Source organism: Brachybacterium halotolerans (genome assembly GCF_016623465.1).
Lineage (GTDB): Bacteria > Actinomycetota > Actinomycetes > Actinomycetales > Dermabacteraceae > Brachybacterium > Brachybacterium halotolerans.
Genome location: NZ_JAEDAJ010000016.1, coordinates 34,616 through 53,924, shown reverse-complemented (window position 1 = coordinate 53,924; position 19,309 = coordinate 34,616). Strand labels below are relative to the sequence as shown.

Here is a 19,309-nt window from a genome sequence, read left to right as displayed (position 1 = left end):
GTCGACCAGTCGACCGACTCCGGCGAGTGGGGCCCGGCCGACGGCCGGGCCGGGGTCAGACCTCGACCGTGAACTCGTTCTCGTGCTCGGTGCCCTTGGCACGCTCGTAGGAGCGGCGGATCTCCGCCTCGGCGTCGCTGCGGCCCTCCCAGTGGGCCCCCTCGACGCTCTTGCCGGGCTCGAGGTCCTTGTAGACCTCGAAGAAGTGCTGGATCTCCAGGCGGTGGAACTCGGAGACGTCCGTGAGCTCCTGGCGGCGCACCTGGCGCTGGTCGCCCACCGGCACGGCGATGATCTTGTCGTCGCCGCCGGACTCGTCGCGCATGCGGAACATGCCCAGCGCGCGGCAGCGGATCAGGCAGCCCGGGAACGTCGGCTCCTCGAGGAGGACCAGGCAGTCCAGCGGATCGCCGTCCTCGCCCAGCGTGCCTTCGATGAACCCGTAGTCGTCCGGGTAGCGGGTGGCGGTGAACAGCATCCGGTCCAGCCGGATGCGCCCGTTGTGGTGGTCCACCTCGTACTTGTTGCGATTCCCTCGAGGGATCTCGATCGTGACGTCGAACTCCACGTCTGCGGCTCCGTTGCGGTGCTCATCGCCCTGTGGGCGCGGTCAATGGTCCTCACACTCTATGCGGAGAGTGGTCCCGACACTCTATATCCTGGGATCCATGCGGACCGAGAAGCTCTGGCGCGCGATCGCCATCACGCTGTGCGCCGCAGTGCCTGTCAGCTTCTACGTGGTGGGCGACCTCACGGACGCGTTCCCCGGGGTCCTCACGCTCTCGACCGAGCATCAGGGTGAGAACGCGGGCCCGCGCGCGCAGGGCGAGGACTACGACCGGGAGCAGGCCGATCCGATCGTCCCCACCCCCGCGACCGCCTCGACGAGGGACGCCGACGAGGACCTCGCGGGCCGCCTCGCCTCCCACGCGAAGGATCCCGTGATCGACGGGGGACTGTCCTACTCCGTCGTCGACGCCGACTCCGGCGACGTCATTGCCGAGCGCGACGCCGACACCGCGCGCGTCCCCGCCTCGACGCTCAAGCTCCTCACCGCCTCGGCTCTGCTGCGCAGCGTCGACGGCGACCAGCGCCTCACCACGCACGCCGTGCTCGACGGCAGGACCCTGACCCTCGTCGGCGAGGGCGACATGACCCTGACCCGGGAGCGCGTGGACGCGCTCGCGAAGGATGCGGCGAAGCTCGCGAAGAAGAACGGCCAGGACCAGGTCGCCCTGCGCCTGGACACCAGCGCCCTGCCGGGAGGGGAGAACCCGGCCTGGGGCGACAACGGCCGCGCGGGCGGCTGGGTCACGCCCACCGCGGCCCTCGCGGTCGACGAGGGCTGGCTCGACGGCGAGCAGTACGGCAGGAAGTCCGCGGACCCTGCGGGCGATGCCGCGAAGCTCTTCGCGAAGGACCTCGAGAAGCACGGTCTGAAGGTCTCCGGCGGGGCCGACGCGCACGTCGAGGGGGCGAAGGCGCCCGAGGTCGGCGGCGACGTCGTCGAGGTCGCGACGCGCTCGGCGCCGCTCACCGACATCGTCCAGCACGCCCTGCAGACCTCCGACAACACGATCGCCGAGCTCATGGCGCACCTCACGGCCAGGGCCCAGGGTCTCGAGCCGACGCCGAAGAACGCCGCGAAGGCCGTGGACACCGAGGTGCGGTCCCTCGCCGACGAGCTCGGCGTGCCGGAGAAAGACCTCGAGGAGCTCGTGATCCGCGACGGCAGCGGCCTCTCGACGGGCGATCGCGTGCCGCCGCGGCTGCTCAGCGCGATCCTCGGCGAGGTCGCCTCCGGCGGTGCGCCGCAGCTCGAGCCGCTGCTGTACGACGTGCCGATCGCGGGCCTCACCGGCACCCTCGAGGAGCGCTTCGGCGCGAAGGGCGTCGCGGGCGCCCGCGGCACCGTGCGCGGCAAGACCGGATACCTCGCGGGCACGTCGGCCCTCGCCGGCGTGACCGTTCTCCCCGACGGCCGCACGGTCGTCTTCGACATCGTGGTCCACGGGTTCGACGGGGCCGACGCCGACAAGGCCAAGGCCGCCGTGGACGACGTCGCCTACGAGCTCGCCCGTCGGACCTAGGAGCACCCACCCCATGGCAGGACCCCCGCGCGTGGTCGCACGCGCCCGCAGCGCCGTGCGCGCCGCCCTCCTCGCGCGCCTGGCGGACCTCGCCGACGCGACCGGCGGGGGCGCGCTCTCGCCGCGCGTCCTCGTCGGCCTCAGCGGCGGAGCCGACTCCCTCGCCCTGCTGACCACCACCTGCTGGGTCGGTGCGCGGCTGGGCCTGGAGACCGAGGCCGTGATCGTCGACCACGGCCTGCAGGAGCGATCCGCGTCCGTCGCCGAGCGCGCCCGCGCCCAGGCCGAGCGCCTCGGCGCGTCGGCCGTCCACGTGCTCGCCGTGCATGTCGATCCCGACGCGCCGGGCGGGGTCGAGAACGCCGCGCGCGACGCCCGCCACGAGGCGCTCGAGACGCTCCTCGAGCAGCGCGGGGGCCTCGCGCTGCTGCTCGGCCACACCCTCGACGACCAGGCGGAGCAGGTGCTCATGGCGCTCGCCCGCGGCGCGGGGCCGCGCGCGCTCGCGGGCATCCCGGCCGCCCGCGGCCCCCTGCTGCGGCCCTTCCTGGGCGACGGCCGCGACGAGACGACCGCCGTCTCCCGGGCCGACACCGAGGAGATCTGCCGCGTGCACGACCTCGAGTGGTGGGAGGACCCGATGAACGCGGACACCTCCCTGCTGCGCGCCCGCGTGCGCCACCGGGTGCTGCCCGTGCTGCGCGAGGAGCTCGGCGACCAGATCTCCCAGAACCTCGCCCGCAGCGCGGCGCTGGTCAGACCCGACTCCGACATGCTCGACGCCGACGCGGCCGCGCTGCGCGAGTCGCTCGAGCGCGACCTCGGGGAGCTCGAGGAGGAGGGGGACGTGCTCGCCCTGGACGTGCACGCCCTCGCCGCGGCGCCGACGCCCCTGCGCACCCGTGTGCTGCGCGATGCGTCACGGCTCGCGGAGCGGCGCGGCGGCGCCCCGTCGGACAAATCCCTGCTGCGCCGCCACGTGCTCGCGGCCGACGCGCTGGTGGTCTCATGGCACGGTCAGGCAGCCTCGCCCCTTCCGGGTAGGATCGAGGTCGCTCGTCGTGACGGACTGCTGGTGTGGCGACGCTCCCGCGACGGGGGCGCACGCGCGTGAACAGCACTCCGGCGCCGAACCCGCGCGACGCCGAGCCGAAGCCGACCCACGGAGGAGACCGCGTGTCCGTCAACCCTCACCAGGACGTCGAACGCGTCCTGCTCGACGAGGAGACCATCCACGAGCGCCTGCGCGAGATGGGCGCCAGGATCGCCGAGGACTATGCGGACGAACCCCCGCTGCTGGTGGGAGTCCTCAAGGGCGCCGCGATCGTCATGTCCGACCTGGCCCGCACGATCGACCTCGACGTCGACATGGACTGGATGGCCGTGTCCTCCTACGGCTCGGGGACGAAGTCCTCGGGAGTGGTGAGGATCCTCAAGGACCTGGGCACGGACATCTCCGACCGCCGGGTGCTGATCGTCGAGGACATCATCGACTCCGGGCTCACCCTGAAGTGGCTGCTGGCCAACCTCCGCTCGCGCGGCCCCAAGAGCGTGGACGTCGCCGCGCTGCTGCGCAAGCCCGAGGCCGCGCGCGTCGAGATCGACGTGAAATACGTCGGCTTCGACATTCCCAACGAATTCGTGATCGGTTACGGCCTGGACTACGACGAGTCCTACCGGAACCTTCCCTACGTGGGCGTCCTGAAGCGCTCCGTGTACGAGGACTGAGATGGCAAGCACCACCAAGAAGAAGCGGCCGGGCGCGTCCATCGCGATCTGGGTCGCCGTCGCCCTGCTCCTGGGCATCCTCGCGTTCACCTTCCTGGGACGCGACAGCTACCAGCAGGTCGACACCGAGCAGGGCCTCCAGCTCCTGCAGGACGGCAAGGTCGAGCAGGCGAAGATCATCGACGGCAACCAGCAGAGGGTCGACCTCGTGCTGAGCCAGGACTTCGACGACAAGGGCAAGAAGGTCTACTTCTCCTACGTCACCGCGCGCGGTGACGCCGTCGTCGACGCCGTCGACAAGGCCGACCCGAAGAAGGGGTACACCGACGAGATCGCCACCAGTCCCTGGTGGTCGACGCTGCTCGTCTCCTTCCTGCCCCTGCTGCTGTTCATCGGCGTGTTCTGGTTCCTCATCATGAACAGCCAGGGCGGCGGCCGCGCCATGCAGTTCGGCAAGTCCAAGGCCAAGCTGTTCAACAAGGAGGCGCCGCAGGTCACCTTCGCCGACGTGGCGGGGGCCGACGAGGCCGTCGAGGAGCTCGACGAGATCAAGCAGTTCCTCGTCGATCCGGAGAAGTACCACGCCGTCGGCGCGAAGATCCCCAAGGGCGTCCTGCTCTACGGCCCTCCCGGCACCGGCAAGACCCTGCTCGCGAAGGCCGTCGCCGGCGAGGCGAACGTGCCCTTCTACTCGATCTCCGGCTCGGACTTCGTCGAGATGTTCGTGGGCGTCGGCGCGAGCCGCGTGCGCGACCTGTTCTCGACGGCGAAGGAGAACGCCCCGGCGATCATCTTCATCGACGAGATCGACGCCGTCGGCCGCCACCGCGGCGCCGGCATGGGCGGCGGGCACGACGAGCGCGAGCAGACCCTGAACCAGATGCTCGTGGAGATGGACGGGTTCGACGAGAACCAGAACGTCATCCTCATCGCCGCCACCAACCGCGTGGACATCCTCGACCCCGCGCTGCTGCGCCCGGGCCGCTTCGACCGCCAGGTCGCCGTGGGACTGCCGGACCTCAAGGGCCGCCTGCACATCCTCAACGTCCACGCGCAGGGCAAGCCGCTCGCGGAGGACGTCGACCTCGAGATCGTCGCGCGCCGCACGATCGGCATGTCCGGTGCGGACCTCGCGAACGTGCTCAACGAGGCCGCGCTGCTCACGGCGCGCTCGAACAACCAGATCATCGACTCGCGGGCCCTGGACGAGGCCATCGACCGCGTCTCCATGGGTCCGCAGCGCTACTCCAAGGTGATGAGCGACCGCGACCGCCAGATGACCGCCTACCACGAGGGCGGCCACGCGCTCGTGGCGGCCGCGCTGAACTACTCGGCGCCGGTCAACAAGGTGACGATCCTGCCGCGCGGCCAGGCCGGCGGCTACACGATGGTCGTGCCCACCCAGGACCGCAACTACCAGTCGCGCAACGAGCTCCTGGACCGCCTGTCCTACGCGCTCGGCGGCTACGCGGTCGAGGAGGGCATCTTCCACGACGTCACCACCGGCCCCAGCTCGGACCTGCAGAACGCCACCAAGATCGCGCGCACCATGGTCACCCAGCTAGGCATGAGCGCGAAGGTCGGCCAGGTGTTCTACGGCAGCGGCCAGGACGAGGTCTTCGTCGGCATGCAGCAGGGCGGCGACGTCCAGGTCTCCGACGAGACCGCACAGCTCATCGACGAGGAGGTGCGCCGTCTGGTCGACGAGGCGCTCTCCGAGGCCTGGGCCGTGATCTCCGAGAACCGCCCCGTCCTCGACCGCCTGGTGCTCGAGCTCCTGGAGAAGGAGACGCTCAACGAGCACCAGCTGGCCGTGGTCTTCGAGGGCGTCACCAAGCGCCCGCAGCGCGACGTCTGGCAGTCCTCCGCGCAGCGCCCCGTCTTCACGGCGCCGCTCGTGGGCGGCAACCCCGGCGATGCGAGCAGCGAGCACGGCGACGCGGGCGACCCGCTCACCCCCGGTCCGCCCGAGCTGCCCTCCCCGGGCGGCGACGGACCCCAGATCCCCGGCTACCCCGGAGGCACCGATCGCGGGACCGGCGGTTCCGGGCCGGAGGGTCTCCAGGGCACCGACGGTCCTGCGACCGAGGACCGCTGAGATGGACGAGGAGCTGGCTCCCGAGGAGTCCGGCGCTCCCGGCGTCGACGCCCCACGCATCGAGGCGGCCGTGCGCGAGATCCTCGCCGCGATCGGGGAGGACCCCGACCGCGACGGGCTCGTGCAGACCCCCTCGCGCGTGGCCCGCATGTACGCCGAGGTCTTCGAGGGCATGCGCATGGACGCCCACGAGCCCCTCTCGGTGACCTTCGGGGACATCGAGCACCAGGAGCTCGTGCTGGTGCGCGACATCCGCTTCCACTCCATGTGCGAGCACCACCTGCTGCCCTTCTTCGGCACGGCCCACGTGGGCTACATCCCCGGCGCGCGCGGAGTCACCGGCCTGTCGAAGATCGCACGGCTCGTGCACGTCTACGCGCGTCGGCCCCAGGTCCAGGAGCGCATCACCACCCAGATCGCCGATGCCCTCATGGAGGAGCTGCGCGCCGCCGGTGCGATCGTCGTCCTCGAGGCCTCGCACATGTGCATGTCGATGCGCGGCGTGCGCGCCGAGGGCGCGCAGACCGTGACCTCGGCCGTACGCGGCATCCTGCGCAAGGGCACCACGCGCTCCGAGGCCATGTCCCTCATCATGCGGGGCTGACGCCATGAGGACGCGCCCCGACGGACTGCCCGCGGACCTCGCGCGGGATCGCACCCTGGTGATGGGCATCCTCAACGTCACCCCGGACTCCTTCTCCGACGGCGGCGCCCACATGCGCCCCGAGCAGGCTCTCGACCACGCCGAGCGGATGCTCGGCGAGGGAGCCGTGATCATCGACGTCGGAGGCGAATCGACCCGGCCCGGCGCCGAGCGCGTCGAGGAGGCCGAGGAGCTGCGCCGCGTGATCCCCGTGGTCCGCGAGCTCAGCGCGCGCGGCGCCGTCGTGAGCGTGGACACCATGCGCGCCGCCGTCGCGGAGGCCTCCCTCGAGGCCGGCGCCCTCATCATCAACGACGTCTCGGCGGGCCTCGCCGATGCCGCGATGCCCGGGCTGCTCGCGCGCGCCCGGACCCGTCTGGGAGCGCCGCCGGTGGTGATCGCGATGCACTGGCGCGGCCACAGCGACATCATGAACGACCTCGACGAGTACGCCGACGTCCCGCGGGACGTCGAGCGCGAGCTCGGGGCGCGCCTGGCGGCGCTGCGCGAGGCAGGGGTCGAGGACTCCCAGCTGGTCGCCGACCCCGGCCTCGGCTTCGCGAAGAACGGCGCGCAGAACTGGGAGATCCTTGGGGACTGGGACGCCCTGCTCGCCCATGACCTGCCGGTGCTCATCGGGGCCTCCCGCAAGCGCTTCCTGAGCACCCTGCCCGGGGACCGCGACGTCGCGACCGCGTCCGTCAGCGCCCTGTGCGCGCGCGAGGGCGCCTGGGCGGTGCGGGTGCACGACGTCGCGGCATCCGTGGCCGCCGTCGAGGTGGGGGCCCGATGGGCCGCCAGCGAGCGCGCGGCGCACCGCACGATGAGCGCGGACCGGTCGCCTCGGGCCGACGGACCCTCCCTCACGGGAGGCACCCGATGAGCGCCCTCGTCGTCCCGCCTGACCTCGCGCGGGCCCTGCACCCGGGCCCGCCCGACGCGATCGAGCTGATCGGCCTGCGGGCCCGCGGCCATCACGGGGTGCTCGAGCACGAGCGCCGCGACGGCCAGGACTTCCTCGTGGACCTGAGGATGGACGTCGACACCGCGCCCGCCGGACGGGCGGACGCCCTGGGCCGCACGGTGAACTACGCGGAGGTCGCCGATTCCGCCGTCGCCGAGATCGAGGGCGGTCCCCATCAGCTCATCGAGACCCTCGCTGCGCGCATCGCCGGGCGGATCCTCTCCGAGCAGATCCTCGTGCGCCGCATCGAGGTCACCCTCCACAAGCCGTCGGCCCCGATCCCGCACCCCTTCTCCGACGTGCGCGTGCGCATCGAGCGCAGCGCCCCCGCGACGCCTGCGGTGCTCGCACTGGGCACCAATCTGGGTGCGCGCGAGAAGCACCTCTCCCGCGCGCTCGGCCTGCTGCGCGCCGCCGACGGCATCGAGATCGACTGGACCGCGCCGGTCGTCGAGACCGACCCGGTGGGGGGCGTCGCACAGGACGCCTTCCTCAACACGGTCGTGGGCATCCGCAGCGAGCGCGGGCCGTGGCGTCTCCTCGACCTCGCCCACGCCCTCGAGGAGGACGCCCGACGCGTGCGCGAGGTCCGCTGGGGGCCCCGCACCCTCGACGTCGACCTCATCGCCTACGGCGACCTCGTCCAGGACGACGAGGAGCTGACGCTGCCGCATCCCCGCGCCCACGAGCGCGCCTTCGTGCTGGCGCCCTGGCATGCCGCCCGACCCGCGGCGGAGCTGCCCGGGCACGGCCCCATCGGCCCGCTCCTCGCGCGCGCCGAGGATCGCGACGGCGTGCGCCCCGGCCCCGCGCTCGGAGGGTTCGGCGCCTGATGCGCCCGCTCTCGGTGCCGACGCTCGTCGTCCTCGGTCTGCTCGCGACCGTGTTCGGCGCGGTGCTCGCGAACTTCGTGACCGGGCGCGGCGCCGTGCTGCCGGTGACCGGCTGGGTCACCGGGCTGCTGCTGCTCGCCCTGGCCGCCGTGCTGCTCGTGTGCGGCCTCCCGCTGCGCCGTTACACGAAGGAGAGTGAGGAGAGGCGGGAGAACCCGAGCACGGCCCCGCGCCGCCACTCGATCGACATGCTCACCGCCTTCCGCACGATCGTGTTCGCCCGCGCGTGCGCCTACACGGGGTCGATCGTCGGCGGCATCCAGCTCGGCCAGCTCGCCTTCTTCCTGTCCTCGGGGACGGGGACCGTCGTCGGCGCCCTGCTGCCCACGGGCTTCGGCGCCCTGTGCGGCATCGCCCTCGCGGTGCTCGGCGTGATCGTCGAGCGCTGGGGGACCCTCCCTCCGGACGACGGCGAGGGCGGGGCCCGCTCGACCGCCTCCTGAACCTCGCGAGCGGCGCTGCGACGCAGGTCAGGGGTCGCCTCGGACGATCGTCGGGTGCCCCGGCGCCCGGCGGCCTGCGAGGATGGTCCCATGGACGATTCGACGCGACCCCAGCGGCTGGGCGGACGGGAACTCACCCCGGTCTCGCCGCGGCTCGTGCCCGCCCGTTACCTCGCCGCGGTCCCGTGGTGGGTGATCTCCCTGGCGATCGCGATCGCCTGCCTCGTGCTGGGCCTGCGCCTGGGATGGTGGTGGTTCGAGGTGCTCGCGATCGTGCCGATCCTCTGGTGCCTCCCCGGGGTTCTGCTCACGCCGCGCCGCGTGCGGGCGATCGGCTACCGGGCGGGGGAGGAGGAGCTGACCCTCGCGAGCGGACTCATGTTCCGCTCGGTCACCACCACGCCCTACGGCCGCGTGCAGTCCGTGGAGATCCACGAGGGCCCCGTCGAGCGCCGCTTCGGGATCGCCCGTCTGGCGTACTCGACCGCTTCCGACGAGGCCGACGGCACCATCCCCGGGCTCCCGCGCGAGGACGCCGAGGAGCTCAAGGAGCTGCTCACCCGGCGCGGCATCGAGAGGATGCAGTCGCTGTGAGCACCGAGGACGCAGCTCACGGACCGGCCGGGCAGGACGGTTCCCGTCGCACCCATCCGCTCACGCCCCTGCTGACCGGCTGGAAGATCTTCGCCGGTGTGATCGCGGTGATCGCGGCCCAGAACCTGGCACAGCTCGTCGGCGAGTTCACCGTACGGCGCGCGCTGCTGGGACTGGGCGCGCTCGTGATCGCCCTGGTCATCGCTGTCGGCGTGAGTGCCCTGATCTGGTGGCGCACCACCTACGAGATCTCGTCCGACGGTGTCACGCGGCGCTCGGGCCTGCTCACCCGCACCGGCCGCACCGCTCCGCGCGAGCGCATCGAATCCGTGTCGGTCGAGCGGCCCGCGGTGCCGCGCCTGCTGGGCCTGGCGAAGGTGCGCGTCGAGTTCGCGGGCGGCTCCGAGTCCCATCTGGACATCGCGTACATCACGGCGGCCGATGCCGAGACCATCCGCACCGAGATCCTCGACGTGGCTGCCGGCGGGCCGGCCGGGCGGGCCGGGACGACAGGGGTGGTCGGCGCGGCCGCCGGCGGATCGGTCGACGGCGGTCCGGCCGTCGACGGGACGACCGCCGACGACCTGGCCGCCGGCGACGCCCCCGGCACTCCCGCGCAGGCTCCGAAGAGCGCGGAGGACGGGATGCCAGGCGCTCCCGCCCGCGACCGCGGTCTGCGAGAGAGCCTGCGCGAGGTCGCGTACGACGGCGTCACCGACGGCGATCTCATCGCGCAGATCCCCACCACGCGTCTCCTGCACGCGATGCTGCGCGACGTCGGCTGGCTGATCGGGCTGGTCGTAGGCGTGGTCTGGATCATCGTCACGGCGATCATCGCCTGGCGCACCGACGGCGCGGGCACCGGGCTGATCGCGGCCGCGCTGCCCGCGATCGTCGCCGTGCCGCAGGCCGTGCTGCACCGCCTCGAGGGCGGCTGGGGCTTCGTCTCCTGCGACACCGACCGCGGACTGCGCATGCGCCGCGGCCTGTTCTCCACCCGCACGGACAACCTCGGCGCCGGACGCGTGCAGGACCTGCGGCTGCGCCGTCCGCTGCTGTGGCGCGGTCCCGCATGGACCGAGGCGCGGGTGAGCGTCGCCGGGATCGGCGAGGACGACTCCTCGGCCGCGACCAGCGCCCTGCCCGTGGGCACGCGCGAGGAGCTGCTGCGCACCTTCGGCCACCTGCTGCCGACCCTCGGCACCGAGGACGACGCGGCGCTGCTGGACCGTCTGCTCACCGCCCGCGCGCGGGATCTGGGCGGCATCGGGCCGCGCCACCGGCTGTTTTTCATCGGTCGACGCACGCGCCGCGTCCTGCTGCTGCGCGGCGCGCTCGTGCTGCGCAGCGGCGTGATCACCGCGAAGGTGCAGGTCGTCCCGCGCGAGCGCATCCAGGGCCTGGCCCTCGCGCAGGGTCCCGTCGGCCGCATGACCTCCACCGCGACCCTCACGGTCGGCGTCGCCGCGGCCCGCGCCGAGATCGCCGGCGTCGACATCGCCGACGTCCTCGAGCTCGAGGACGCCCTGCGCCCGGACGCCGCGCAGGGCCGCCGCTACCGTGATCGCGACGACTGGCCGCGGCCCCCGCTCGGGCCCCACGCGCACGCGCCGTCGGCCCCCGCGCCGCCCATCGCTCCCGACTCGGCCCCCGCGCCCGACTCGGCGCCCGCCCCCGTCTCGACCCCCGCCCCGGCCCCGGGGGACGACGCATGAGCGCCCCGCGCCTGGGCGTCGGCATCATCGGCGCCGGCCGCGTCGGCGCCGCCCTCGGCGCCGCCCTGCGCGCCGAGGGGCACGCGATCACCGGTGCCTACGCCGTCTCGGACGCCTCCCGCGAGCGCGCCGCGCAGATGCTCCCGGACGTCCCCCTGCTCGAAGTCGACCGGATCGTCGAGCGCAGCGAGCTCGTCCTGCTCGCCGTGCCCGACGACCAGCTCGCGCCGCTGGCCGCGGGCATCGCCGCGACGGGCCTCGCCCCCGGCGGGCAGATCTTCGCCCACACCTCCGGCCTGCACGGCATCACCTCCCTCGCCCCGCTCGAGCGCACCGGCGCGATCGCCCTCGCCCTGCACCCGGCGATGACCTTCACCGGCACCGCCGCGGACCTCCCGCGCCTGGTCGGCTGCCCGGTCGCCGTCACCGCCCGCGAGGCCTTCCTGCCGATCGCCCAGGCCCTCGTCGTCGAGATCGGCGCCGAACCGGTGACCCTTGCCGAGGGGGATCGCGCGCTCTACCACGCGGCCCTGTCCCACGGCGCGAACCATCTGGTGGTGCTCGTGGACCAGGCGCGCGAGCTGCTCGCCAGGATCGGCATCGACCAGCCGGGGGAGTACCTGCGCCCCCTCATGACCGCCGCCCTGGAGGAGTCCTTGCGGCGCGGTGCGAACGCCCTCACCGGACCGGTCTCCCGCGGCGACGCCGGCACCGTCGAGGCGCACCTGTCCGCGCTCGCCGAGGCCGACGGGACGGCGGGCGCCCTGTCCCCGGGCGACAGCGCCCGCACCTACCGGGCGCTGGCGCGCGCGGCGCTCGCCCGCGCGGGACTCGGTGCGGCCGAGGAGCGCGCGATCCGTGAGATCCTGCGGGAGCCCGGCGCAGAGGAGTGACCTGCGGGCCGACGTGCGTCGGAACGGGCGGGACCAGGAGGAGCAGATGACGAAGCCGGCCACGCAGCTGGTGACGACGAAGGACGCCCTGCGCGCCGCCCGCGCGCGGCTCGAGGGGCCCGTCGCGGTGGTGATGACGATGGGCGCCCTGCACGAGGGGCACCTGAGCCTTGTCCACCGCGCCCGCGAGGTCGCCCGCCACGTGATCCTCACCGACTTCGTCAACCCTCTCCAGTTCGGACCGGGCGAGGACCTCGAGACCTACCCGCGGGATCTCGACGCGGACCTCGCGCTCGTGGATGGACTCGTCGACCTCGTCTTCGCCCCGTCGGTCGAGGAGATGTACCCGGTGCTCCCGCCAGCCGTGAGCGTGAGCGCGGGACGTCTGGGCACCGCCCTCGAGGGAGCCGCCAGGCCCGGGCACTTCGACGGCGTGGTCACGGTCGTCACCAAGCTCCTGCAGCTCACCGCTCCCGAGGTCGCCGTGTTCGGCCGCAAGGACGCCCAGCAGCTCGCGATCGTCCAGGCCCTCGTGCGCGACCTCGACCTCCCGGTCCGCATCGAGGCGGCGCCCATCGTCCGCGAGCCGAGCGGGCTCGCGCGCTCGAGCCGCAACGTGCGCCTGGACGCCGCAGGCCGCGAGCACGCCCTCGCCCTCTCGCGGGCCGTGCGCGCCGCCGAGGCCGCCGCGCCGTCGGCCCCCGGGATCCGCGTGGCCCTCGCGGACGCCGTCTCCGCGGGGTCGCCCGGGGTGCGCTGGGACTACGCGCTCGCCCTCGACCCGGTGGCCTTCGAGGAGATCGCCGACGACCACGCCGGCGAGGTGCTCGTGGTGATGGCCGCGCACGTGCACGGGGTGCGTCTCCTGGACGCCGCTGTGGTGGAGGCGACACCGTCCTGAAGACCACCCCGCCTGGGATACTCCGGGCCGGTGATGCGAGAATCACCTCTATGACTGCACAGCCCCCCAGCGATCAGCATCGCGCCCCGGACGCCCTGGACACCTCCGACCAGATCGCTGTCCGCAAGGCCAAGCGCGAGCGGCTGATCGAGCGGGGCGAGGAGGCCTACCCGGTCTCCGTGCCCGTCACCACCACGATCGCCGCGGTGCGCGAGTCCTATGGTCACCTCGAGGCCGGCCAGGAGACGCAGGACGTCGTCGGCGTCGCCGGGCGCGTGGTCTTCCAGCGCAACACCGGCAAGCTCTGCTTCGCGACCGTCCAGGACGGCGCCGGCGAGCGCCTGCAGATCATGCTGAGCCTGGCCGAGGTCGGCGAGGAGCGCCTCGGCGCCTTCAAGGCCGATGTCGACCTGGGCGATCACGTCTTCTTCCACGGTCGCGTGGGTGCCTCTCGCCGCGGCGAGCTGTCGATCTTCGCCGACTCCTGGACGATGGCCGCCAAGGCCGTGCGCCCCCTGCCCGTGCTGCACGCGGACCTCTCCGAGGAGTCCCGCGTGCGCCACCGCTACGTGGATCTCATCGTGCGCGAGGAGGCCCGCGCCTCCGTGCGCCAGCGGGCCGAGGTCATGCGCTCCCTGCGGTCCTCCTTCCAGGACCGCGATTTCGTGGAGATCGAGACGCCGATGCTCCAGGTGATCCCCTCGGGCGCCGCGGCGAGGCCGTTCGTCACCCACATGAACGCCTTCGACATGGACCTGTTCCTGCGCATCGCCCCCGAGCTCTTCCTCAAGCGCGCGGCCGTGGGCGGGCTCGAGCGGGTCTTCGAGATCAACCGGAACTTCCGCAACGAGGGCGCTGATTCCACGCATTCGCCGGAATTCGCGATGCTCGAGGCGTATCAGGCCTACGGGGACTACAACACGATCGGCGAACTCACCCGTTCACTCATCCAGGAGGCGGCAGAGGCCGCGACCGGTTCCCAGGTCGTCACTCTCGCGGACGGCGAGGAATACGACCTCTCGGGGACCTGGGACCGGATCACCGTCTACGGGTCCCTCTCGGAATCCCTGGGACAGGAGATCACGCCGGAGACGACTCCCGAGGAGCTGCGGAGGATCGCGCGCTCGCTCGATCTGGATCTCGACCATCCGAAGTTCGGTCACGGGAAGCTCGTCGAGGAGCTCTTCGAGCACCAGGTCTCCGATCATCTCCACGCCCCCACGTTCGTCCGCGATTTCCCGGTCGAGACCAGCCCGCTGGTGCGCGCGCACCGGGAGACGCCGGGCGTCGTGGAGAAATGGGATCTGTACGTGCGCGGATTCGAGCTGGCGACCGGGTATTCCGAGCTCGTGGATCCCGTCGTCCAGCGCGAGCGCTTCGAGCAGCAGGCGCGTCTGGCCGCCGCCGGCGACGACGAGGCGATGCGCCTGGACGAGGACTTCCTCGAGGCCATGGAGTACGCGCTCCCGCCCACCGGCGGCATGGGCATGGGGATCGACCGCCTGCTCATGGCGATCACCGGCCTGGGCATCCGCGAGACCATCACCTTCCCGCTCGTGAAGCCGGAGGCCTGAGATGGACAGCGGATTCTGGTACGAGGCCGGCTCCCTCCTCCCGCCGATCGGCGTCGGACTGCTGTTCTGGTTCACGATGCGCGCGATCCTGAGGGCCGACCGCCGCGAACGCGAGGCGGAACGCCAGGCGGAGCGCGAGCTCCGCGCCCAGCAGGGGAACTCAGGAGAGCGTCCGGACGCACCGTGACCGAGATTGTTATGAGATGAACAATGCCTGACGCGTGATTCATCGGCCGAGGAACAGCGCGGTGCAGGAATTCGCGTTCGGATTGTATTCTCAGGTGCGGTGTGCAGATAATGGGGCGCGTCCAACATGAGTTAGGCGCTCCACACGCATCAAGGAGAACCATCCCATGGCACGGAAGACTTTCGTTGAACTCATCGACGACGTCGACGGGTCCAAGGCCGAGGAGACGGTGAGCTTCTCGCTGGACGGCGTCGCCTACGAGATCGATCTCTCGGACGAGAACGCGGAGAAGCTGCGCGCGGAGATCGGTGAGTGGGTCACCCGTGCGCGCCGCGTGGCCGGGCGCCGTATCCGCGGCACGGGAAGCGGCTCCACCTCCAGCTCCTCGAACGATTCCGCGAAGATCCGCGTCTGGGCCCGCGAGAACGGCCGCGAGGTCTCGGACCGCGGCCGCATCCCCGAGGAGCTCCGCCAGGCCTACTACGCCGCCAACTGACGGCGCGACGGCCTCCTGCACGAGGGCCCCGGGACGCATCAGCGTCCCGGGGCCCTCGTGCATGCTCGGACGGTCGCGCCGTCCCTCGGCGTCACCAGCCGCGGATGCTCCAGGAGGCCGTGTGCTCGGTGCCGGGGGCGAGCCGCACCAGGTCCTCGCCGCTGCGGAACGCGTCGGGCGGGCAGGTCATCGGCTCCACGGCGAGTCCCTTGCGGTCGTTCTCCGGCTCCGGGCGGTCGCCGGTGTGGACCTGCACCCAGGGACAGGCGCCGTCGGCGGAGATCTCCACCCCGGTCCCACCGGGTGCGGTCGCCGTGACGCGCCAGCGGCCGTCGGCCTCGGCGGAGAGATCGGTAAAAGCGTGGTCGAGGAAGCGGCCGGCGATCGGGCGCGCCCGCCGCAGATCGAGATCCGAGCCCTCCTCGACCGCGCGGGTGCCGACGGGCAGCAGGCGGTCCGGGGTCACCTCGAGGACCGTCGCGGCCGGGCACGACAGCGTCCACTCGTCCAGCGGCTCGGGGCCCGCGAGCAGGTACGGGTGCGGGCACACCCCGTAGGGGGCGTCGGCCGATCCGACGTTGCGGGCGGTGACCGTGGTGGTCAGGCCGCTCTCGGCGTCGAGCCGGTGCTCGACGCGCAGCTCGAGCGCGAAGGGGTACCCGGTGGTCGGGTACAGCACGGTGCGCAGCGCGAGCGCCGCGGCGCTCTGCTCGGCGACTTCGTAGGCCTGGAAGCTCAGCAGCCCGTGCAGGGCGTTGTTCCGCTCGACCTCGGTGATCGGGACCTGCAGCTCCCGCCCGTCCCAGGTGTACCGGCCGTCGCCGATGCGGTTCGGCCACGGGGCGACGACCGCCCCGCGGTAGAAGAGCATCGGGCCCTCGGCCGGACTGCGCAGCAGCAGGTCGCGCCCGCCCACGGTGAGCGACTCGAGGGTCGCGCCGACCTCGGACACCTCGGCCGCGTACTCGCCGGCGGCGATCCTGTGCAGAGCGCCGCGATCGCGCACGCTGCCGGGGGTCGTCACGTCCATCGTCTCCTCGGCCATGGCGGTCAGCTGTCCTCGAGGCCCAGCAGGTGGGCGGTGCGGGCGAGGGACGCCGAGGCCGCCGCCGGGTCCTCGGCGAGGTGGGTGCCGAAGCTCGGGATGATCTCGCGGATCCGGGACTCCCAGGTGCCGAAGCGGTCGGGGAAGACCTTCTCGAGCATGCCCAGCATGATCGTGGTGGCGGTCGAGGCGCCGGGCGAGGCGCCCAGCATGCCGGCGATCGAGCCGTCGGCCGCGGTGATCAGCTGCGTGCCGAACTGCAGCACGCCCACCTTCTTGGGATCGGGGGCGATGACCTGCACCCGCTGACCGGCGGTGATGAGCTCCCAGTCGTCCGCGCGGGCCGAGGGCATGTACTCGCGCAGCGCGTCGAAGCGCTTGGCGGGCGAGGCGATGAGCTCGCCCGCGAGGTACTTCATGAGGTCCAGGTTCGGCGGGGCGACCGCCATCATCTGCGCGATGTTGCCCGGCTTGATCGACTCGAACAGATCGAGGTTCGAGCCCGTCTTGAGGAACTTCGGCGACCAGCCGGCGTAGGGGCCGAACATGAGCGCCCGCTTGCCGTCGATGTAGCGGGTGTCCAGGTGCGGGACGCTCATCGGCGGGGCGCCGACGGCGGCCTTCCCGTACACCTTCGCCTCGTGGCGGTCGATGATCTCGGGGTCGGTGCAGCGCAGCCACTCGCCGGAGATCGGGAATCCGCCGAATCCCCGGATCTCGGGGATCCCGGAGTCCTGCAGGATCGGCAGCGCGTTGCCGCCGGCGCCCACGAACACGAAGGGCGCGCGGACCACGCGCACCTCGCCGGAGGTCGAGCGGGCCATCACGCCCCAGTCGCTGCCCATGCGGCGCAGGGAGGTGACCTCCCAGCCGGTGGAGACCGTGGTGCCGGCTGCCTTCGCGACGTCCAGGAGCTCGCGGGTCAGGCGCCCGAAATCGACGTCGGTGCCGTCGGGGGAGTAGGTGGCGGCGATCGTCTCGGTCTCGGGACGGGCCTCGGTGACCAGCGGCGCCCATTCGCGCAGCTGTTCGTGGGACGTCGTGAACTCCATCGAGTCGAACAGCGGGTTCTTCACGAGCGCATCGTGGCGGCGGCGCAGGTAGTCCACGCTCTCCATGCCGTGGACGAAGCTCATGTGCGGCACCGGGTTGATGAAGGCGCTGGGGTCCTCGATCTTCCCGGTCTCCACGAGATGCGCCCAGAACTGGCGGCTGACCTGGAACTGCTCGTTGATCGAGATCGCCTTCGCAGGGCTCACCGAGCCGTCGATGTCCTGCGGGGTGTAGTTCAGCTCGCACAGGGCGCTGTGGCCGGTGCCGGCGTTGTTCCAGCCCTGGCTGGACTCGAGGGCGACGTCGTCGAGCTTCTCGAGCACCTCGATGCGCCAGCTCGGCTCGAGGTCGGTCAGCAGGGCCGCCAGGGTCGCGCTGGCGACCCCACCCCCGATCAGCACCGCATCCGCTCGGGTCACGTCCACCGTGAGCTCGCCCATGACACTCCCGTCCTCATCGCTGATGTGCTCCGAAGAGGCTACCCCGGTCCACCTGGGCGGGGTGCTCGACCGACGGAGGGCGGGCTGTGGTCCGTGGCACGGCGGGGCGTCGTCCGGCCCGGGCCCGTGGAGCTCGAGCGCAGCACGATGAGGCGCGCGAGGGCGCATCAGCGCGCCGCTCCGGGCCCCGCCCGGATCTCTGATGAGGTGGGTGCATGTCCGACGACGTGCATCCCGAGTCACCGCAGCGCCCCGTCCCACCGCTGCAGCCGAGCGACCCCCTGCGGCCGACGACTGAGCAGCTCGCATGGCAGCGCGAGGGGCTGGGCGTCTTCTTCCACGTGGGCGTGAACACCTTCGCCGGTCTGGAATGGAGCGACGGGACCCTCTCGCCCGGCATCTTCGACCCCACCGATCTGGATGCCGACGAATGGGTGCGCACCGCGCACGACCTCGGTGCCGCCTACGTGGTGCTCACCGCCAAGCATCACGACGGGTTCTGCCTGTGGCCCACCGCGACCACCGACTACAGCGTGCGCGCGAGCCCGTGGCGGCAGGGGCGCGGCGACCTCGTCGCCGAGGTCGCCGCGGCCTGCGAGCGCTGGGGACTCGGTCTGGGTCTGTATCTCTCGCCCTGGGACCGGCACGCGCCCGAGTACGCGGATCCCGCGCGCTACGACGCCTTCTACCTCGCGCAGCTGCGCGAGCTGTGCACGGGGTACGGGCCCCTCCACGAGCTCTGGTTCGACGGCGCGGGCTCGGCGGGCCGCGAGTACGACTGGGAGGCCATCGGCGATCTCGTCGACGAGCTGCAGCCGGGGGCGATGGTGTTCAACATGGGGCGCGCGACCATCCGCTGGGTGGGGAACGAGGACGGTCTGGCGAGCGATCCCGTGGAGTACGTGACCACGAGCGCCGACCTCAACAACTATGACGACGACGTGATCGAGACGGCGGCCCCGCGCTACCTCCCGCCCGAGTGCGACGTGTCCCTGCGCGACGGCTGGTTCTGGCAGGAGGGTGAGCAGCCCAAGTCTCTCCCGCACCTGCTCGCGATCCACGACCGCTCGATCGGCCTGGGCGCGAACCTGCTGCTGAACATCCCGCCGGACCGCCGCGGCCGCATCGATCCGGCCGATGCCTCCCGGGTCTCCGAGCTCGCCGGGGCCCTGCACGCCCGGTTCGGCTCGCCGATCCCGGCCCGCTGCGAGCCCGCCTCCGCGGTGCTGCGCCTGCCCGGGCCGACGACCTTCGACCATGTCGAGCTGCGCGAGCACCTCGAGGACGGCCAGCGCATCCGCCGCCACCGGATCCTCGACGCAGAGGGCCGGGAGCTCGCGGCCGGCGGCACCGTCGGCGTGCGCAGGATCCACAGGCTCGCTGCGCCCGTCACCGCCGAGGTGCTCCAGCTGGAGATCGAGGGGGAGGGCGCCGCGCTCGATGCGGCCTGCGTGCACGACGCCCGCGGAACCGTCGTCCCGGACCTCTCCGGCTCCCGGCGGGCCCCGACCACGGCGCCGGACGGGCCTCTGCCGGAGTGACCGCTGCCGGG

General features: G+C 72.5%; 19 protein-coding genes. 16 read left to right on the top strand and 3 right to left on the bottom strand.

Annotation, left to right across the window (positions count from 1 at the left end; translation table 11 throughout):
- Positions 1-55: 55 nt before the first annotated feature.
- Positions 56-568, bottom strand: coding sequence for an inorganic diphosphatase (locus I8D64_RS16410; RefSeq protein ID WP_200503873.1), 513 nt, complete (start codon positions 566-568; stop codon positions 56-58).
- A 100-nt stretch (positions 569-668) separates the two neighbouring features.
- Between I8D64_RS16410 and I8D64_RS16405 the strand changes: the two genes are divergently transcribed.
- The 15 genes from I8D64_RS16405 to I8D64_RS16335 all read left to right on the top strand — a co-directional run bounded on the left by I8D64_RS16405 (position 669) and on the right by I8D64_RS16335 (position 15,219).
- Positions 669-2,090 (top strand): D-alanyl-D-alanine carboxypeptidase/D-alanyl-D-alanine-endopeptidase, encoded by a 1,422-nt coding sequence (locus tag I8D64_RS16405; protein ID WP_200503872.1) that lies wholly within the window; start codon positions 669-671, stop codon positions 2,088-2,090.
- A 13-nt stretch (positions 2,091-2,103) separates the two neighbouring features.
- Positions 2,104-3,204 carry a tRNA lysidine(34) synthetase TilS gene (tilS, locus tag I8D64_RS16400; RefSeq protein WP_200503871.1) on the top strand — a complete coding sequence of 367 codons (1,101 nt, stop codon included), beginning with the start codon at positions 2,104-2,106 and terminating at the stop codon, positions 3,202-3,204.
- 62 nt (positions 3,205-3,266) lie between these two features.
- A complete protein-coding gene (gene hpt / locus I8D64_RS16395; RefSeq protein ID WP_200503870.1) occupies positions 3,267-3,818 on the top strand; it encodes a hypoxanthine phosphoribosyltransferase in 552 nt (183 codons plus the stop codon).
- Position 3,819: 1 nt separating this feature from the next.
- Positions 3,820-5,916: an ATP-dependent zinc metalloprotease FtsH gene (ftsH, locus tag I8D64_RS16390; RefSeq protein WP_200503869.1), complete on the top strand. Its 2,097-nt coding sequence runs from the start codon at positions 3,820-3,822 to the stop codon at positions 5,914-5,916.
- A gap of 1 nt (position 5,917) precedes the next feature.
- Positions 5,918-6,520 carry a GTP cyclohydrolase I FolE gene (folE, locus tag I8D64_RS16385; protein ID WP_200503868.1) on the top strand — a complete coding sequence of 201 codons (603 nt, stop codon included), beginning with the start codon at positions 5,918-5,920 and terminating at the stop codon, positions 6,518-6,520.
- Positions 6,521-6,524: 4 nt separating this feature from the next.
- Positions 6,525-7,442: a dihydropteroate synthase gene (folP, locus tag I8D64_RS16380; RefSeq protein ID WP_200503867.1), complete on the top strand. Its 918-nt coding sequence runs from the start codon at positions 6,525-6,527 to the stop codon at positions 7,440-7,442.
- A complete protein-coding gene (gene folK / locus I8D64_RS16375) occupies positions 7,439-8,356 on the top strand; it encodes a 2-amino-4-hydroxy-6-hydroxymethyldihydropteridine diphosphokinase (protein WP_200503866.1) in 918 nt (305 codons plus the stop codon). The genes folP and folK overlap by 4 nt, the downstream gene beginning before the upstream one ends.
- On the top strand, positions 8,356-8,859 hold the full coding sequence (locus I8D64_RS16370; protein WP_200503865.1) for a DUF3180 domain-containing protein: 504 nt from the start codon (positions 8,356-8,358) through the stop codon (positions 8,857-8,859). The genes folK and I8D64_RS16370 overlap by 1 nt, the downstream gene beginning before the upstream one ends.
- A 90-nt stretch (positions 8,860-8,949) precedes the next feature.
- Positions 8,950-9,453, top strand: coding sequence for a PH domain-containing protein (locus tag I8D64_RS16365; protein WP_200503864.1), 504 nt, complete (start codon positions 8,950-8,952; stop codon positions 9,451-9,453).
- Positions 9,450-11,168, top strand: a complete 1,719-nt coding sequence (locus tag I8D64_RS16360) for a PH domain-containing protein (protein WP_200503863.1) — start codon at positions 9,450-9,452, stop codon at positions 11,166-11,168. Before I8D64_RS16365 ends, I8D64_RS16360 begins: the two co-directional genes overlap by 4 nt.
- Positions 11,165-12,061, top strand: coding sequence for a Rossmann-like and DUF2520 domain-containing protein (locus I8D64_RS16355; protein ID WP_200503862.1), 897 nt, complete (start codon positions 11,165-11,167; stop codon positions 12,059-12,061). Before I8D64_RS16360 ends, I8D64_RS16355 begins: the two co-directional genes overlap by 4 nt.
- A gap of 46 nt (positions 12,062-12,107) precedes the next feature.
- The gene (gene panC, locus I8D64_RS16350; RefSeq protein WP_200503861.1) at positions 12,108-12,962 is read left to right on the top strand and encodes a pantoate--beta-alanine ligase; all 855 of its coding nucleotides are present in this window, start codon (positions 12,108-12,110) and stop codon (positions 12,960-12,962) included.
- A 50-nt stretch (positions 12,963-13,012) separates the two neighbouring features.
- The gene (lysS, locus tag I8D64_RS16345) at positions 13,013-14,536 is read left to right on the top strand and encodes a lysine--tRNA ligase (protein ID WP_200503860.1); all 1,524 of its coding nucleotides are present in this window, start codon (positions 13,013-13,015) and stop codon (positions 14,534-14,536) included.
- A 1-nt stretch (position 14,537) separates the two neighbouring features.
- Positions 14,538-14,723, top strand: a complete 186-nt coding sequence (locus I8D64_RS16340; protein WP_200503859.1) for a hypothetical protein — start codon at positions 14,538-14,540, stop codon at positions 14,721-14,723.
- Between the two features lie 166 nt (positions 14,724-14,889).
- Entirely contained in the window at positions 14,890-15,219 is a 330-nt protein-coding gene (locus I8D64_RS16335; protein ID WP_200503858.1) for a histone-like nucleoid-structuring protein Lsr2, read from the top strand.
- Between the two features lie 91 nt (positions 15,220-15,310).
- Here I8D64_RS16335 and I8D64_RS16330 read toward each other — a convergent pair whose 3' ends face one another.
- Positions 15,311-16,264 carry an aldose 1-epimerase family protein gene (locus tag I8D64_RS16330; protein WP_246483116.1) on the bottom strand — a complete coding sequence of 318 codons (954 nt, stop codon included), beginning with the start codon at positions 16,262-16,264 and terminating at the stop codon, positions 15,311-15,313.
- 5 nt (positions 16,265-16,269) lie between these two features.
- Positions 16,270-17,757 (bottom strand): malate:quinone oxidoreductase, encoded by a 1,488-nt coding sequence (locus I8D64_RS16325; protein ID WP_200503857.1) that lies wholly within the window; start codon positions 17,755-17,757, stop codon positions 16,270-16,272.
- 215 nt (positions 17,758-17,972) lie between these two features.
- Between I8D64_RS16325 and I8D64_RS16320 the strand changes: the two genes are divergently transcribed.
- Positions 17,973-19,298, top strand: a complete 1,326-nt coding sequence (locus I8D64_RS16320; protein ID WP_200503856.1) for an alpha-L-fucosidase — start codon at positions 17,973-17,975, stop codon at positions 19,296-19,298.
- Positions 19,299-19,309 lie beyond the last annotated feature (11 nt).

Bases quoted from the DNA above. Each gene is read 5' to 3' on its own strand.
- I8D64_RS16405 (WP_200503872.1), top strand. From the start codon at position 669: ATGCGGACCGAGAAGCTCTGGCGCGCGATCGCCATCACGCTGTGCGCC.
- tilS (WP_200503871.1), top strand. From the start codon at position 2,104: ATGGCAGGACCCCCGCGCGTGGTCGCACGCGCCCGCAGCGCCGTGCGC.
- ftsH (WP_200503869.1), top strand. From the start codon at position 3,820: ATGGCAAGCACCACCAAGAAGAAGCGGCCGGGCGCGTCCATCGCGATC.
- folE (WP_200503868.1), top strand. From the start codon at position 5,918: ATGGACGAGGAGCTGGCTCCCGAGGAGTCCGGCGCTCCCGGCGTCGAC.
- folP (WP_200503867.1), top strand. From the start codon at position 6,525: ATGAGGACGCGCCCCGACGGACTGCCCGCGGACCTCGCGCGGGATCGC.
- folK (WP_200503866.1), top strand. From the start codon at position 7,439: ATGAGCGCCCTCGTCGTCCCGCCTGACCTCGCGCGGGCCCTGCACCCG.
- I8D64_RS16370 (WP_200503865.1), top strand. From the start codon at position 8,356: ATGCGCCCGCTCTCGGTGCCGACGCTCGTCGTCCTCGGTCTGCTCGCG.
- I8D64_RS16365 (WP_200503864.1), top strand. From the start codon at position 8,950: ATGGACGATTCGACGCGACCCCAGCGGCTGGGCGGACGGGAACTCACC.
- I8D64_RS16355 (WP_200503862.1), top strand. From the start codon at position 11,165: ATGAGCGCCCCGCGCCTGGGCGTCGGCATCATCGGCGCCGGCCGCGTC.
- panC (WP_200503861.1), top strand. From the start codon at position 12,108: ATGACGAAGCCGGCCACGCAGCTGGTGACGACGAAGGACGCCCTGCGC.
- lysS (WP_200503860.1), top strand. From the start codon at position 13,013: ATGACTGCACAGCCCCCCAGCGATCAGCATCGCGCCCCGGACGCCCTG.
- I8D64_RS16340 (WP_200503859.1), top strand. From the start codon at position 14,538: ATGGACAGCGGATTCTGGTACGAGGCCGGCTCCCTCCTCCCGCCGATC.
- I8D64_RS16335 (WP_200503858.1), top strand. From the start codon at position 14,890: ATGGCACGGAAGACTTTCGTTGAACTCATCGACGACGTCGACGGGTCC.
- I8D64_RS16330 (WP_246483116.1), bottom strand. From the start codon at position 16,264: ATGGCCGAGGAGACGATGGACGTGACGACCCCCGGCAGCGTGCGCGAT.
- I8D64_RS16325 (WP_200503857.1), bottom strand. From the start codon at position 17,757: ATGGGCGAGCTCACGGTGGACGTGACCCGAGCGGATGCGGTGCTGATC.
- I8D64_RS16320 (WP_200503856.1), top strand. From the start codon at position 17,973: ATGTCCGACGACGTGCATCCCGAGTCACCGCAGCGCCCCGTCCCACCG.